General features: G+C 69.0%; 16 protein-coding genes. 5 read left to right on the top strand and 11 right to left on the bottom strand.

Going from position 1 to position 14,572, the window contains the following annotated elements; translation table 11 throughout:
- Positions 1-3: 3 nt before the first annotated feature.
- The 4 genes from MFF54_RS04970 to MFF54_RS04955 form a co-directional block, all read right to left on the bottom strand.
- Positions 4-648 carry a 7-cyano-7-deazaguanine synthase gene (locus MFF54_RS04970; protein ID WP_003604316.1) on the bottom strand — a complete coding sequence of 215 codons (645 nt, stop codon included), beginning with the start codon at positions 646-648 and terminating at the stop codon, positions 4-6.
- Positions 645-1,829, bottom strand: coding sequence for a nucleoside 2-deoxyribosyltransferase (locus MFF54_RS04965; protein WP_003604317.1), 1,185 nt, complete (start codon positions 1,827-1,829; stop codon positions 645-647). The genes MFF54_RS04970 and MFF54_RS04965 overlap by 4 nt, the downstream gene beginning before the upstream one ends.
- Positions 1,826-2,227 (bottom strand): hypothetical protein, encoded by a 402-nt coding sequence (locus tag MFF54_RS04960; RefSeq protein WP_003604318.1) that lies wholly within the window; start codon positions 2,225-2,227, stop codon positions 1,826-1,828. The genes MFF54_RS04965 and MFF54_RS04960 overlap by 4 nt, the downstream gene beginning before the upstream one ends.
- Positions 2,228-2,288: 61 nt before the next feature.
- A complete protein-coding gene (locus tag MFF54_RS04955) occupies positions 2,289-2,954 on the bottom strand; it encodes an 8-oxoguanine DNA glycosylase (protein ID WP_012455859.1) in 666 nt (221 codons plus the stop codon).
- A gap of 114 nt (positions 2,955-3,068) precedes the next feature.
- On the opposite strand from MFF54_RS04955, the gene MFF54_RS04950 reads away from it, so the two are divergent.
- Positions 3,069-3,401, top strand: a complete 333-nt coding sequence (locus tag MFF54_RS04950; protein ID WP_003604320.1) for a helix-turn-helix domain-containing protein — start codon at positions 3,069-3,071, stop codon at positions 3,399-3,401.
- Positions 3,402-3,586: 185 nt separating this feature from the next.
- Complete coding sequence (locus tag MFF54_RS04945) at positions 3,587-4,513, top strand: type II toxin-antitoxin system PemK/MazF family toxin (RefSeq protein ID WP_238301518.1); 927 nt, start codon at positions 3,587-3,589, stop codon at positions 4,511-4,513.
- A gap of 300 nt (positions 4,514-4,813) precedes the next feature.
- On the opposite strand, the gene MFF54_RS04940 is transcribed toward MFF54_RS04945, so the two are convergent.
- Entirely contained in the window at positions 4,814-5,560 is a 747-nt protein-coding gene (locus MFF54_RS04940) for a hypothetical protein (protein ID WP_012455861.1), read from the bottom strand.
- A gap of 147 nt (positions 5,561-5,707) precedes the next feature.
- Positions 5,708-6,241, bottom strand: coding sequence for a hypothetical protein (locus MFF54_RS04935; RefSeq protein WP_012455862.1), 534 nt, complete (start codon positions 6,239-6,241; stop codon positions 5,708-5,710).
- A 402-nt stretch (positions 6,242-6,643) separates the two neighbouring features.
- On the opposite strand from MFF54_RS04935, the gene MFF54_RS04930 reads away from it, so the two are divergent.
- On the top strand, positions 6,644-7,156 hold the full coding sequence (locus tag MFF54_RS04930; RefSeq protein WP_012455863.1) for a hypothetical protein: 513 nt from the start codon (positions 6,644-6,646) through the stop codon (positions 7,154-7,156).
- 975 nt (positions 7,157-8,131) lie between these two features.
- Here the strand turns inward: MFF54_RS04930 and MFF54_RS04925 are convergent.
- Genes MFF54_RS04925 through MFF54_RS04905 form a run of 5 tightly spaced genes read right to left on the bottom strand, consistent with a single transcriptional unit; the run spans position 8,132 to position 11,781 of the window.
- The gene (locus MFF54_RS04925) at positions 8,132-9,412 is read right to left on the bottom strand and encodes an MFS transporter (RefSeq protein ID WP_012455864.1); all 1,281 of its coding nucleotides are present in this window, start codon (positions 9,410-9,412) and stop codon (positions 8,132-8,134) included.
- On the bottom strand, positions 9,402-10,469 hold the full coding sequence (gene arsB, locus MFF54_RS04920; RefSeq protein WP_012455865.1) for an ACR3 family arsenite efflux transporter: 1,068 nt from the start codon (positions 10,467-10,469) through the stop codon (positions 9,402-9,404). The genes MFF54_RS04925 and arsB overlap by 11 nt, the downstream gene beginning before the upstream one ends.
- A 7-nt stretch (positions 10,470-10,476) precedes the next feature.
- Complete coding sequence (gene arsC, locus MFF54_RS04915; RefSeq protein WP_012455866.1) at positions 10,477-10,902, bottom strand: arsenate reductase (glutaredoxin); 426 nt, start codon at positions 10,900-10,902, stop codon at positions 10,477-10,479.
- Entirely contained in the window at positions 10,902-11,429 is a 528-nt protein-coding gene (locus MFF54_RS04910) for an arsenate reductase ArsC (RefSeq protein ID WP_003596792.1), read from the bottom strand. The genes arsC and MFF54_RS04910 overlap by 1 nt, the downstream gene beginning before the upstream one ends.
- Complete coding sequence (locus tag MFF54_RS04905) at positions 11,422-11,781, bottom strand: ArsR/SmtB family transcription factor (protein WP_003596793.1); 360 nt, start codon at positions 11,779-11,781, stop codon at positions 11,422-11,424. The genes MFF54_RS04910 and MFF54_RS04905 overlap by 8 nt, the downstream gene beginning before the upstream one ends.
- Positions 11,782-11,831: 50 nt before the next feature.
- Between MFF54_RS04905 and arsH the strand changes: the two genes are divergently transcribed.
- Positions 11,832-12,578 (top strand): arsenical resistance protein ArsH, encoded by a 747-nt coding sequence (gene arsH, locus MFF54_RS04900; protein WP_012455867.1) that lies wholly within the window; start codon positions 11,832-11,834, stop codon positions 12,576-12,578.
- Positions 12,579-12,840: 262 nt separating this feature from the next.
- Positions 12,841-14,181, top strand: coding sequence for an anti-phage deoxyguanosine triphosphatase (locus MFF54_RS04895; protein WP_012455868.1), 1,341 nt, complete (start codon positions 12,841-12,843; stop codon positions 14,179-14,181).
- The last annotated feature ends 391 nt before the right edge of the window (positions 14,182-14,572 follow it).

The raw sequence follows: 14,572 nt of genomic DNA, 5'->3' as shown, positions 1-14,572 counted from the left end.
TCGTCAACCCTCCGCCCGCGCCGCGTCCGGTCGGTCCGGGGCCGCGCGGGATGCCTTCACGTCGGACCGCAGGCCGAACGACCGCAAGGTCTCGCGATGCTTCTCGCATCCGCGGCACTGCCCGCAGGCATATTCCATGACGTGACAGGAGAATGTCGCACCGAGCGCCGAGGCGGGAAGGCCGGACGCCGCGAGAAGGGCCGGCCCGCTCAGGTGCCGTGCGGGCGCCACGACGCGCACCCCACCCTCCTGGAGCCGCATCAGTCGGTCGAGCGTCCGCAGGAATGGGGCGCGTCCGTCGGCGTGGACATCGGTCGCCACCGTTCCGATGAGGATCTCCGACAGGCCTTCCGCGACGAAGCGCATGCCTGCGAGGGTGACCAGGATCTGGTTGCGGTAGGGCCACCATTCGGGGGCACGCGCGAGCGCGGCGGGCTCCCCGCCGGCCAGGGGCCCGAGGCCAAGCCCGGACAGGTCGACCTGAAGCGTTTCGAGCCGCAGCCCGAACTCGGCCGCGATGGACGTCGCAGCCGCCCTTTCGCCCGCCGCCGGCCGCTGGCCGTAATCGACGAACAGGCAGGCGTCCGGCCTCTGCCACCAAGCGAGGGCGGTCGAATCGAGGCCGCCGGAAAACAGCAGAACCCTCATCGCAGCGAGGCCCACACGACCCGATAGAGGGCGGAGGCGAAATCGTCGACGACCTCGCAGCCGGTGCCGGCCAGCATGGTCAGGTGATGCTCGTCGAGGCGTTCGGCCAGCACGACCACTGGGATGCCGCGCGCCCGCGCATGTCCAACCTCGAAGATCGAGCCCGGGTCCGCCCCGTCGAGCAGGGCGAGCACGGCTTGGCAGCCGTCGAGCCCCGCGAGGTCGGCGGTGGCGAGGGCGACGGCGCCGCCCCCCGTGCCCACGTCGTGCAACGGCGAGAAGACAGACGCGCCGAGGGCGTGCAGCCGGTCCCGTGCCTCCTCGACGAGCCAGCGTTGGGCGATGTGGAAGAACGGGGCCGCGAGGTAGACGCGGCCGGGCTCCCCGCCCACGGGTGCGAGCGCCTGGTCGGCGAGGTCGGCGGCCGCGGGCAGCGGCAGCGAGCGCGTGTCGACGAAATGGTGGACCGCGCGCGACGCCAGGTCGGCCGCCGCCGCGGCGTCGAGGCCGCGCTCGCCCCAGTGATGCGCGAAGGCGGCGCTGAAGACGTCGCCCGAGCCGATCTTGAACACGCGGGCGGATCGATAAGCGGGCACCGCGACGGGGTCGCGACCAGGCCGGTGGACGGTCGCGCCCGAGCAGCCACGCTTGACCACGACCACGTCGGCCGCGTGCAGGGCGAGAACGGCCTCGCCTGCGGCCGGCCCCTCCTCGCCCGTCGCCCCCTCCGCCTCCCCCTCGTTCAGGACTACGGCCAGGGCCTCGGCCCGGGACCCGTTGGCGCGGAACGGGACAACGTCGTCGCCCTGCGGGTCGTGGACCGCCCGCTCCGCGGACACGACCGCGTCGCCCTCCACGAAGCCGAAACGCAGCACGACCCGCCCGTCGACCGAGAGGGCCGGGTGTCGCGTCGGCACGCCGGGCCGCAGCGTGGCCGGCGACAGGGCATGGAAGTAGCCGAAGCTGATCTCCTCGGCGATGGGCATTACCGTCGCCGTCACCCCGCAGGCGTGCATCGAGCTCTCGACGTCGCGGGCCCAGCCTGCGAAGGCATAGGTGTGAAGGCTGCTGCCCGGCGAGAGCTGCCCGACCGCCGCGGCGGCACGGCCGCCCGAACCGAACAGCCGGCGCCAGCGCGGGATCTCGCAGATCTCCAGGTAGGACCCTCCGGCGACGATCAACCCAGCACCGGTGCGATGGCGACGCGACAGAGGAGGCGGCCGACCTGCGTCACGGTCGCCGCGTAGCGGTGGTGGGTGCGCAGGCAACCGAGAAGTTCGTCGAGGCCTTCGACGTTCGCCAGCGTGCCGACCACCTGCCCGGCGGGGCGGGTACGGCACACGGCGGTCTCGAACGCACCCGCCCTGTGCAGCGCGACGTCCAGGACGTCGCCGATGCGCACGACGGCGACGACGTCGGCCCGGACCCCGGTCAGTTCGACGTCGTAACTGAGGTCGCAGGGCGAGCCCGTCGGCGCATTCCCGCCCTCCGATCCGGCGGTCGAGCTCGGCGCGCCCGGCCCTGCACCGGCCGGCGCGACCAGGCGACGGCCCGAACTTTTCTTGCTGCCCCCCGACATCCCGCTTGCCCGGCCACTGGTGAAGGAGACCTGATTTCTTATCGGCCTCCGCCGTCGCCGGTCAAACCGGTCCCCGGCCGATGTTGCGCATCGCCCGCCACATGACGGCATCGACCAGCGACGGCTTCGCGTCCAGGGCCACGCAGAACTGCAGGAAGCGCCGTTCGAGCGCCTCGTAGTCCCGCGGGAGGCGGATCGGCCGCTCGAACAGGCCGATCAGGAGGCCTGCACGGATGATGTGAATGTCGAGGATGGCGACCTCGTCCGAGCCCAGCCAGTTCCGGGTGACCCACGAGGCGGTCTTCGGACCGACGCCGGGCAGGCGCATCAGGTGGCGTCGGAAGGCCAGGGCGTCGCTCGACGGCGGAGGATCGGTCTCGATGAGCGTCAGCGCGTCGGCGAGCCTGCCCGCCCTCTGCTTCGGGAAGCGGTAGCGCACCGACCTTTCGCCGATGCGGACCGGCCTGCGCAGGAGGGCCTCGATCTCATCGGCCCCGGGACGACGGCCCGGCTCGAAGATCCCATCCGCGGCGAGCGCGCGATGGACCGCGTGGTTGACCTCGGCCGTGATGCCGTAGCCCCCGAGCAGACAGAAGCCGATCTCGTGGGCCAGGCTGACCTCCCGCCCCACGAACCCGTCGACCGGCTCGCTGGCCCGACCGACCATGAAAGCCCAGAACGCGGCACTCGGCACCCATTCCGGGCGCCCCCACCGCACCCCCGGCATCAATTCGGCCTCCGGGTCCGCGGGAATCGTCGCGACCGACCGCGTCCTCCCGGACGTCTGAGCCTGCATCCTGCGCGCCTTGATTATTCGTTATCATTCGATTTTATTGACTTCATGAGCGGAAGCAAGCGGGCGGCTGACGGCGGGGATGCGCATGCGCTGGCGATTGCCCTCGGTCGCGTGCGTCGAGAGCGCGGGCTTACGCAGGCTGCCCTTGCCAAGATCCTCGGCGCGAGCCAGGCGACCATATCGAAGCTATTGGCAGGGCAACATAAGCCTAGACCCGCGCTGCATCTCGCCGCGGTTCGGTTCATCGGTGCGCACCCGTCGGAGGATCCCGCGGCTTTCTCGAACCTGACGCTGCGCGTGGAGGCGGCTGCACGGCAGTCGGTCGCGTTCCGAGCGCTCCTGGAGGCCGCGGTGGCGCTCTTGAATGAAAACGAATAGCCGCGCCGGGCGGTGCGGCAAGGTCGGGAACCGTCGTTCTCGGCGCCGGATGGAACGTGCCCCGGGACCAGGCCGAGGCGGCGCGCCCGGGCGGCGGGACCCGGCGCCTCGATGACGAGCGCGGGTGCCGCCCCCCCCGGGCCTGGTCGCTCAAACGAATGCATCCACGGCGGGTAGGCCCCGGCATGATCGCGGCGCCCGGGCGCCGGCGGCGCTCGGCCCCTTCGGCGTGGGATGACAATGGTCCGGCGTGCGGATACGGCGTCGGCCGAGGTGTTTGCCGACTTCGAACGGATCGGCTCGCCCTCGGCCTGCCCGACGCGACGTCGCCCGGGCTACGCCATCGCCTTCCCATCGGCAGGAGCATTTGTCTCGGGGTGCCCCACGCCTTTCGCATGTTCAAGGCCATGACGGATCTCGGCTTCGCCCAGGGCGAGGCGCTCGCCGTCGGCGGATTGATGGAGATTTCCCGGCATCCCGATACCCGCTTCGACGGCGAGGCTTGCCTCGACCGGCTGTGCGAGGGAGGCTTCGCCGAAGAGGCCGCGGAGGCGGTGGCCAGCGCGTTGCGCCACTGCTTCCTGTCGGAGAAGGCCACCGCGCAGTACGAGCGGACCAAGCTGAAGACGGCGCTGGTTCGCGGCGGCATCGCCGCCGCGAAGGCGGACGCGTTCCTGACGACGCTGGAAGGTTCGGTCGTCACGCGCCGCACGGCCGAGGTCAGGCGGCCGGTTCCGCACGCTCCGAGCCCCGGCCGGGTCGTGATGTGCGATTTCACCTACCTCGTGAAGCCGGAGATGCAGAAGGAACGGCGGGCGATCGTCGTGTCCTCGCGCTCGGCCGGCGCCGCCGGGCGCTGCACGGTGGTGCCGGTGAGCAAGAGCCCGCCCCGGGAGAACAACACCCATCATTTCCGGTTCGAGCCGGGCACGTATCCCTTCTTCCACCAGACCGACCCGGTTTGGGCCGTCTGCGACCACATCTATACCGTTTCCCTGGTCCGGCTGTGGCAGGTCAACGTGAACCGCCGCCCGGCGCTGCCGTCCATCTCGCCCGCCGAGCTCGCCGGCATCCGAGCGCTCCTCGGAACCGTGCTGGGCCTCGATCATTGACCCGGCGAGGCGGATATGCGATATCCCTCTCACTCGCTGGAGGCGGGTCACACCGTCTTTTCAGCTGACCGAAGATGCTCGCCATCGGAGGTCGGGGTTTGCCCGCGGGTATTCCCCTCAAACGAAAGCTCCGCTCAGGCGGGGCTTTTTCGTTGGCGGTATGCGCCTCGAACGCACAAGGACCGCCGTACACCCACGCTGCGCTCCTTCCTGGCACACGTCACGGCCCGAGAGGCGAGAGCTTAAGCTTGGCGAGGGCCGGCCCTGCATCCGGGCGTCGGCGCCATCGGCCGACGCCGGCTAGGGCCGATCCGAGGCGGCACCCTGGCAGAACCGAACGAGGTCTGCAGGATCGACATCGTCGGATACGGCCCAGAACCAATCCAACAACTCGGGCAGCCACTGGCGACCGATGCAGCAGCGCGTGCGCCCGGGCCGACTCAGGTCGAGGCGCGACAGGGTGCCGGCCATGACCAAGCGCCGCTCTCGATGGACCAGGACGTGAAGTTCGGCACCGCTGCACGCGATCCGAACTCGGGTCTCCGGCGTGCCGACGACGAGGGCGATCTCATCGCCGCGCATCGAGTCCTTCGCTCCTAGGGAAGCGGTGCACTCGGCGAGGAACCGAACGAGCTTCGGGCCCGTGAGGCGGGCTTGGCGCGCCGGGAACCGTGCGACGAAGGGTGAGCGCTCGGAATGCGACCGGCGCGGCGGTCCGAAGTTCCGCGGCGAGGTCTCGCCGGCGAACGCGCGCCATGGCGCAGCCAGTGCCTCCAGCACGGACAACCACTCTCCAACGAGGCAGTACCCGGTCGGCGGCGCCCCATCCCTCGCGGTCAAGGAGGCAACGAGCGTTCCCCGCACGATCAGGCGAAAGGCCCGCGCGCCCGCCGCGGTGACCAGGCCGCGGATGACCATGCCGGGAGCGATCTCGTGCTCGCTCATGGTTCCGTCGGCGGCCCGGCTGCGCGGCGGCGTCACGACCGAGAGCAGGGCGACGAGAGACAGGACGTGCAGGCGACGCGCGTCGCCGAACGAGGTGGTCATGTGCGCTCCGAGTCCATGTTTGCGTTGGATGGTCGAACGGGCGGTAGGCCGCGGGCTTGCCGGGTCTCGATCTCCGCCAGCGCCCTGCCTTCCTGCGCAGGGAGCCGATCTGCGAGGCGATGGATTGGCCTTGCCATGGGCGGGCGATCAGACCCGACCCGGCCCGGCGGGACCGGACCTGCCTTTGCTGCGGGGCCTCTTCGCCGACGGGCTGTAATGCGTCCCGTCGAAGTCGACCCAACCGGCCTTGCGAAGCCGCCGCATCGCGGCCAGAAGGGAATTGTCGCGCGCCTCGGTCCGCTCGCCCCCGTCCCAGTCCCTCAGCTGTCCGAGCAGCTCCCGGGATGTCAGGGGCTTGCCTGCGCGCTTGACGAGGTCGTACGCAGCGGCGCTCACCCCCTTGAGCGGGCGGGGGGACCTCTTGGGCCGAGGACCGGCTTGCGGTGCCGCGACCTCCTTGGCGCCGGGCGGCACCTGCTGCGCAGGCTCCGGGGGTGGAGGCGGCGTGACAGCCTCGGCACCGCGCCCGATGGGCGCCGAAGCCAGCCAGTTCGCCAAGGCAGGGGGCACGGCCGCCGTTCCGGACAGGAAGGCGTCGATGACGACGCGCTTGAGCACGGGCTCCGCGTGGAGCCGCCAGTATTCCTCCGCCCGCTCCGCCGCCCAATCCGAGTCGCCCATGGTGCCGTACCTCCGTTGCGCCACACTAACCTCCGACGGTTACACGTCCACATGGATATCTAAGCGGGGTTCGAGGCGACGCGATTTATCCACAGGGAGTTTCGCGTCACGGCGGAGGGATGGCCACAGCGAATTGCAGAGATCCTGGTGGACGTGGGTCGGCCGCCGCCGAGGAGCAGGCGACAACATACCCGACCGCTTCCGCGCTCGGCGACGGAACCGTCGCCCAGGTCGCGGACCAAGTCGCCGCCTGGGCGGCGGCGTTGAAGGGGCAAGGCGCCTTTCCAGCCGGACCTCGTCCTGGCCGGGGCGACCCGACGAAGCTTCCGACGCGGCGTTGCCTTGACCGCTCCGTAGCGAGCTGAATCCATTGGCTCACCGTACGCAGTCCCATGGTCCGCGATGTTCCGCCCGTCCTCGATCTTCTTCGCAAACCGCAAGGTGCACGCCCTGCGCGCGCAACTCGCCAATGTCCGGCAGCCTATCGCCGAGGCGACCGCTCGACAGGTCGTCGCGCTGGCGTGGGGGTGGCAGTCCTGGAGCGAGTTGCTTTCGGCGCTTGAGACGCCCGGCACGCCCACGCCGCTCGACGAGGAACTCGTCGGCCCGGATGCCCGGGCCGGGGCCATGGGCCTCCTCAACACGCGTATCGTGGGACAGCGCAGCAAGAGTTCCAGCTGCGCTCTCCAGACCGTCGTCGGCCTGCCGCCGCCGGTTTGCCTATCGCTGAGCGCCTTCCTGCGCCTGACCGGACGTCATCCCGTCGGCACTTGGCTGACACCTGAAGCATACCGTGAATTGTATGAGGCGTCCGTCGCGCCGAGGCCGGATTGGGCCCTGGATCTCCTGGACCATCAGCGACGGTCGCGGGAGGCGCCGCAGCGGTTTCCGCTTCCGCCGGATCGACCACGCTGATCGAAGGGCTCCGACGTGCCGGTCACGTCGCCCGGGGCGGGCCAGCGGTTTCGGGCGGAACGGTCACGACTTGGATCGAGTGGTCGAGCCATCGCCAGCCCCCCCGCGAGCCGCGGATCGTGGCAAGCTGCCGAGATGGCCGGCCGGTCTGCCGGGTTCCGCTCGCGACCGACCGTACGGGCGTGGCTCATGCGCTGCTATACCCATATCGACGCCTCGCTGGCTTGAGACCTGCGCATGCGTCGTCGGCGAGGACGACGGCATCATCAGCGAAGCCAATATCGCGCGTGCGCGGCGGCGTCGCTGGGTGGCCTCGGCCTGTCGCTGATCGGCTGCGGACAGGAGACGGGCGCTGGCGGGCCGGCCGTGCGGGCGGATGACCGAAGTCGCGGTGTTCCACGTCGTGTGCATGGACGTGCGTCGCGCCCGCGGGGCGATGGCCCATGAGGGCGCACGGGATCACACGGATGCTGCGCACTGGCTGGTTTCGGTAAGCGCTCGGCCGCGGTGCTCCGATTGCTGCGGTTAGCAGACTTGAACACCAATCTAGCGACAAGGCGGCGGCAGCCATGCATCACACGAAACTGCCGAGATGCCGTTCTTCGTTTCGGTTTCCGGGCCCGGGCGTAGGAGGCCAGTTATCTACTGCAGGATCCTGAGGACACATAAACACCCAACATCAAAAAAACGCGCATGTACAGATAGATATCGCAGAGAGCAGACATTTGGGCGACCGGTCTCCGCTGGCTCCCAAGCGGAGGCTCGGGAGCCAGCGGAGACCGTTCGCCCAATTGCGAGATGTCTGCCAAAAATTATTCAAAGATCAATGACATCGGGCGATTTGCGAGGACTTGCGGTCGCCAGAGGCCGACGTGGACGGATCATTGCCGCCAGGAGTGTGGTGCCGAACCGGCCACCTCATTTGGTCAACCCGGCATTCCGGTGCCGAGCACCATTATTCTGCACTGAAGCAACCTAGAGCGAAGAAGGGGGGCCGTTTCGAAGGCGGCCCTTCGGCTTGGCTGCTGAAGCGAAGCACCTGTTCTTCGAGCCCGCCTCGGCCTCGCCGGGGATGCCGACCGCTTCCGGTCGTGTGCCCCACAAGGCGCCTGCCAAACCGACGTTCGCGAGCGCGAGCACCGCCAGAAGGGCATAGGCCAAATCGGGGCCGCCGTAGGTGAGGACCGTGGCCCCCAGCGACGGAGCAAGAGCCTGGGCGATCAGGCTCGGCCGGGCGAGCCGCCCCGCCAGAACCGGGTAGCGTTCCGACCCGAACAGGGCGAGCGGCACCGTGCCTCTCGCGATCGAGTAGATCCCGTTGCCGGCACCGTAGAGCACCAAGGCGATGCCGACCGCAGGAATGCCCACTGCCAGGATTGCCAGCCCGAGCGCCACGAGGGCCATGGCCACGTTTAGCGTCCAGAGCGGGTGGTGCCGCCCCTTATTGGCCATCTCGATAACGCGGGCTCCGACCTGGGACGGCCCGATCAGGGCGCCGTAGGATACGGCGGCGGCAAAGGCCACGCCGCGTGCCTGCAGCAAGGTAATCAGGTGGACCGAGATCAACGTCATCACGGTGCCGCCGAAAACCAACACGCCGGCCATCAGCGCGAAGGCGCGCCGTTCCCGCGAGGTGAGCGGCGCTTCGCCAAGGTGTTTTACGTCCCCGCCGTTAGCCAAGGCAGGCGCCTCAGGGATCAGACCGAGCACCAGGGGAAGCGTGACGAAGAGGTGCAGCCCGGCATAGGCAAGACATGTCGAGCGCCAGCCGACCTGCTCGACGAGAAGGGCCGAGAGCGGCCAGCAGACGGTGCTGGCGAACCCACCCCATAGGGTCAGGGTGGTGATGGCCGGGCGCGCCTCGTCGCCGTAGAGCCGGCCGAGGGTGGCGAAGGCCGGGTCGTAGAGGCCGCAGCCCATCCCGAGCCCAATGACCAGCCAGCCGGACAGGAACACCGGAAGGTTCGGTGCCAGTCCGATCACCAAGTGGCCACCCGCTAGCAGCAAGGCCGCCGATACAAGGACCGGCCGACCCCCGTGCCGGTGGATGGCGATTCCGACCCGGGGCGAGGCGATTGCCGCCACCAGCAGGCCGATGGACAGCCCCCCGACCACCCATGCGAGCGGCCAACCCGTGTCGGCGGCGATGGGCCCCGCCAGCACCGCCGGCAAGTAGAAGGACGAGCCCCAGGCGAGGATCTCCACCACGCCCAGGGCCGAGATGACGACGAGGCGGTTGTGGACCTCAGACCTCACGGGAGGCAGGCTTCAGCGCCGCTGCCTTGCCGGCCGCGCCACGCTCGTACCAGCCCTGCGAGCGGTTCACGATCCATACGACGGAAAGCATGACTGGGACCTCGATGAGGACGCCGACCACGGTGGCCAGCGCCGCGCCCGAGTTGAAGCCGAACAGGCTGATCGCGGCCGCCACCGCGAGCTCGAAGAAGTTCGAGGCGCCAATCAGTGCCGAGGGCCCGGCCACGCAGTGCTGCTCCCCGGCGACCCGGTTCAGGAGGTAGGCCAGCCCCGAGTTCAGGTAAACCTGGATGAGGATGGGGACCGCGAGCAGCCCGATGACCGCGGGCTGGGCCAGGATCTGCTCGCCCTGGAAGCCGAACAGCAGCACCAGGGTCGCCAGAAGTGCGGCGAGCGAGGTGGGCCCGAGCCTGGCGAGCAGCCGGTCGAGGGCGGCCCGCCCGCCGGAGGCCAGGAGGCCACGGCGGATCACTTGCGCGACGACGACCGGGATGACGATGTAGAGCGCCACCGACAACACCAGCGTCCCCCAAGGCACGGTGATGGCCGAGAGCCCGAGAAGCAGGCCAACGATGGGGGCGAAGGCCACCACCATGATGGTGTCGTTGAGCGCCACCTGGCTCAGGGTGAAGTACGGCTCGCCTCGGGTCAGGTTCGACCAGACGAACACCATGGCGGTGCAGGGGGCCGCCGCCAGGATGATGAGCCCGGCGATGTAGCTGTCGACCTGGTCGGCCGGCAGGTAGGGCCGGAACAGGGTGCCGATGAACAGCCAGCCGAGCGCGGCCATCGAGAAGGGCTTCACCGCCCAGTTGATGAACAGCGTCACGCCGATGCCGCGCCAGTGCCGCCCGACGTGGCGCAGCGAGGCGAAGTCGATCTTGAGCAGCATGGGGATGACCATGAGCCAGATCAGGACGGCGACCGGCAGGTTCACCTTGGCGACCTCGGCCGCGCCGACGGCGTGGAAGAAGCCCGGCATGACGTGGCCGAGCGCGATGCCGGCCACGATGCAGAGGGCGACCCAGAGGGTCAGGTAGCGTTCGAAGGTGCTCATGGTGTCCTCAAGCGGTGGCGACGCGGCGGCCGCGCTCGTCGACGACGCGCTCGCCGTCCTCCTTCACGAACTCCCCCTGCTGGTCCGGCAGGAGGTCGAGCACCGCCTCCGACGGCCGGCACAGGCGCACGCCCATCGGGCTCACCACCAACGGACGGTTGAGCAGGACGGGGTGCGCCTCGACCGCGTCGAGGAGTTGCTCGTCGGTCAGCGCCGGGTCGGCGAGGCCGAGCTCGGCGTAGGGCGTGCCCTTCTCGCGCAGGACATCCCGGACCGAGAGGCCCGCGCGGGCGAGCATCTGCTTGAGGAGCGCCCGGTTCGGTGGCGTCTTCAGGTACTCGACCACGTGCGGCTCGATGCCGGCGTTGCGGATCATCGCCAGGGTGTTGCGGGACGTGCCGCAGGCGGGGTTGTGGTAGATGACGACGTCCATCACGCGACCTCCGGGCGGGCCGAGGTCGCGCCGGCCATCTGGCCGATCTCGCGGACCTTCGACGACAGGGCGACCTGGTCGAGGCTGCCGAGCGGCAGGGCGACGAAGGCCGCGATCCGATTCTTGAGGTAGCGCTGGGCGGTGACGAAGGCGCGCTTGCGCTCCATCTCCGAGCCCTCCGCCGCGGCGGGGTCCTCGATGCCCCAGTGGGCCGTCACCGGCTGGCCCGGCCAGTACGGGCACGTCTCGCCGGCGGCGTTGTCACAGACGGTGAAGACGAAATCCATGACGGGGACTTCGGGACCGGCGAACTCGTCCCACGACTTCGAGCGCAGGCCCTCCGTCGGGTAGTCGCTTTCCCGCAGGACCTGCAGCGCCAGCGAGTGCGGCTCGCCCTTCGGTCGGCTGCCGGCCGAGAAGGCGCGGAAGCGCCCGCCGCCCTCCTTTTTGAGCATGGCCTCGGCCAGGATCGAGCGGGCCGAGTTGCCGGTGCAGAGGAACAGGACGTTGTAGACTGGCTCAGGCATGGAGGGTGTCCCCGGTGGTGCAGTCGCAGGCGGCGAGCGCGGCGACGGCCGGGGCGCACACCTCGGGGTGGCCCTGGCAGCAGTCACGCATGAGGAACTGGACGAGGTCGGACAGGCCGGCGTAGGCGGCGCTGTAGATGACCGACTTGCCCTCGCGCCGGGAGGTGATCAGCCCGGCGTGCGAGAGCTCCTTCAGGTGGAAGGACAGGTTGTTGCCGGCGACGTTCACCGTCTCGGCGAGGACGCCCGCGGCGAGGCCGCCCGGACCGGCGGTGACCAGGGCGCGCACGACCCGGAGCCTATGCTCCTGGCCGAGGGCGGCGAAGGCGGCGAGGGCTTGCCGTTCGTCCATCGAATGACCTACATATCAACTATCGTTGAAACATAGAGGAGTTAAGCGCCTTGGACAAGCCCCAGCAGCCGTTCGCCGACGGGGTGCCGAACCTCTCCGAGGCGCATTTCGAGGTGCCGACCGAGGAACGGATGGCGCCGCCGACGCCGCTCGACCATGCGCCTCGATTCCTCGTCCTCTACGGGTCGCTCCGGGATCGGTCCTTCAGCCGGTTCCTGGCCTACGAGGCGGCACGGCTGCTGGAGGCGATGGGCGGGGAGGTCCGCATATTCCACGCGGACGGGCTACCGCTGCCCGACGACGCGCCCGTCGAACATCCGAAGGTGCAGGAACTCCGGCAGCTCTCGATCTGGTCGGAGGGGCAGGTCTGGGTCAGCCCGGAGCGGCACGGCAACATGACCGGGGTGATGAAGGCCCAGGTCGACTGGCTGCCGCTGAGCGAGGGCTCGGTGCGCCCGACGCAGGGGCGGACGCTTGCGGTGATGCAGGTCTCGGGCGGATCGCAGAGTTTCAATGCGGTCAACAGCCTGCGGGTGCTGGGGCGCTGGATGCGGATGATCACCATCCCGAACCAGTCGTCGGTGCCGATGGCCTACAAGGAGTTCGATGACGCCGGCCGAATGAAGCCCGGGCCGCTCTACGACCGGGTGGTGGACGTCTGCGAGGAGCTGATGAAGTTCACTCTCCTGATGCGTGGACGGGCCGACTACCTCGTCGACCGCTACTCCGAGCGTAAGGAGCGCGAGCCCGAGCGCCTCAAGGGCGTCGCCGCCGACATCGGGTTCGTGAAGCGGTAGACGGACCGTTCCCCCGTGGAGCGAGCCTCGGTCCCGGCCTGCGGATTGCGCTGTCAGCCTCCCTTACGGGCGTAGCGGCCCTTGTCCCGCGGCTCGAAACACCGACGGTGGAAGACCCGCACATCCAACTGCCGAGGCTCCTAAGAGGACGGAGGCGCCGTGAGCAAGGAACCGCGGCGGCATCGACGCTTTCCGTTGGTATTCAGCGCAGCCGAGAGGTACCGGCTGCCTGGATCGAGTTTAGCCGCGAAAGTAATTGCATATGGATTGGTACGACCGCCGCGAACCATGGCAGGCCCAGGCCGACGACGCCCGCGATGGGGCCGCCACCGATTACAGCCGGGTCATCCACTCCGCGTCGTTCCGGCGTTTGCAGGGCAAGACGCAAATCCTGAACCTCGGCGACAGCGACTTCTACCGGACGAGGCTCACCCATTCGCTTGAGGTCGCGCAGATTGCCGGCGGGATCGCGCGGCGGTTCGAGAAGGTTTATGCCGACCATGCCGCCCGGCAATACATCCCGGACCTCAGCATGATCCAGGCCGTGGGCATGACCCACGACCTCGGCCACCCCCCGTTCGGCCACGGCGGCGAGGTTGCCCTGAATTTCTGCATGCGCGGTGCCGGCGGTTTCGAGGGCAACGGCCAGACCCTGCGCATCCTGTCCAGGCTGGAAAAGTTCTCCAAGGTCGCCGGCGCGAACCTGATGCGGCGCACCCTGCTCGGGGTTCTGAAGTATCCCGTGCCCTTCAGCCTCGCGATGAACGTGGACATCCGCCCCGCCCTCCACGTCGGCCCGGAGTCGATCCGGATCATCGACCGCGAGGCCTCCAAGCCGCCCAAGTGCTACCTGGATTGCGAGCAAGACGTCGTCGACTGGATCCTCGCCCCACTCAGCGAAAAGGACCGCAACGCCTTCACCGAGGCCCGCGATCAGGAGGGCAAGCACCGCAAGCCCCTCCACAAGTCGTTCGATTGCAGCATTATGGACGTCGCCGACGACATCGGCTTCGGCATCCATGACCTGGAGGATGCCCTCGCCCTTGGCCTGGTAACGCGGGTGGATTTCGAGGCGCACGTGACCGAGGAGAAGAGCTCAAGTTTCCTCAACAGTCTCAAGGAGAAATACCCGGAGGAGTTCGGCAACAACGTCTATGAGGGATTCCTTGATCGGCTGTTCGGTGCCGGCGATACCCGGAAGAGGTGCATCGGCCGGATGGTCCATCACCTGATCACGAACTGCGTGATCGAGACCAGGGAGGAGTTCGACGAGCCCCTCGTTCGATATCGGGCTGCCATCGAAGCCGGAGCGAACACCTTCCTGGAAGCGCTGAAGGAACTGGTCCGGGAGGTCGTCATTCGCAGCCCGGGGGTCCAGCACCTCGAATTCAAGGGTCAGGGTATGGTCGTCGCGGTGTTCGAGGCCCTCGCCTCGGAGCCGAAGTCGTTCCTGCCGCGGTCGACCTACGAGGCGTACGAAAAGGCGCCTGACGGTCGGCGCGTAATCTGCGACCACGTGGCCGGCATGACCGACGCCTTCCTCATGCGCACTTACGAGCGCTTGTTCAGCCCGAGGATGGGTTCCGTGTTCGACCGCCTCTGACCGACCCGCCGCCCGGTTTAAGCGAGCGACCCGTGTTTCCTTCCTGCTCCCGGTCCACGTCAACCCCAGATGCGTGAGGGCTTCACCGATGCCGAAGGGGCGGGCAGGCCGGGGCGACCTCCCTTCCGGCGCCGGCGGAATGCTGAGGCGGCAGCCTCGCCCCGCTCCATCTTGCCGGGGCGAGGCAGCGCCACGGCGCCGTGGGTCATCGGCATCCGCATAAGACCGTCGAACAGCGTTGCATGTTGCTCGGTTCGGCGGCTGCTCGTCACGACCCCTTTCGGTTCCGACTTTCGGAGATGCCCATGAAAGTCGTGCTGGCCTCCTGGCAGTTCTGGGCGTTGTTCTCGGCGGCATTTGCCGCGCTGACGGCGATCTTTGCCAAGATCGG

Origin of the sequence: Methylobacterium gregans (genome assembly GCF_022179245.1) — a bacterium.
GTDB lineage: Bacteria > Pseudomonadota > Alphaproteobacteria > Rhizobiales > Beijerinckiaceae > Methylobacterium > Methylobacterium gregans.
The sequence above is the reverse complement of the archived record's forward strand: the minus strand, read 5'-3'. Positions and strand labels throughout refer to the sequence as shown.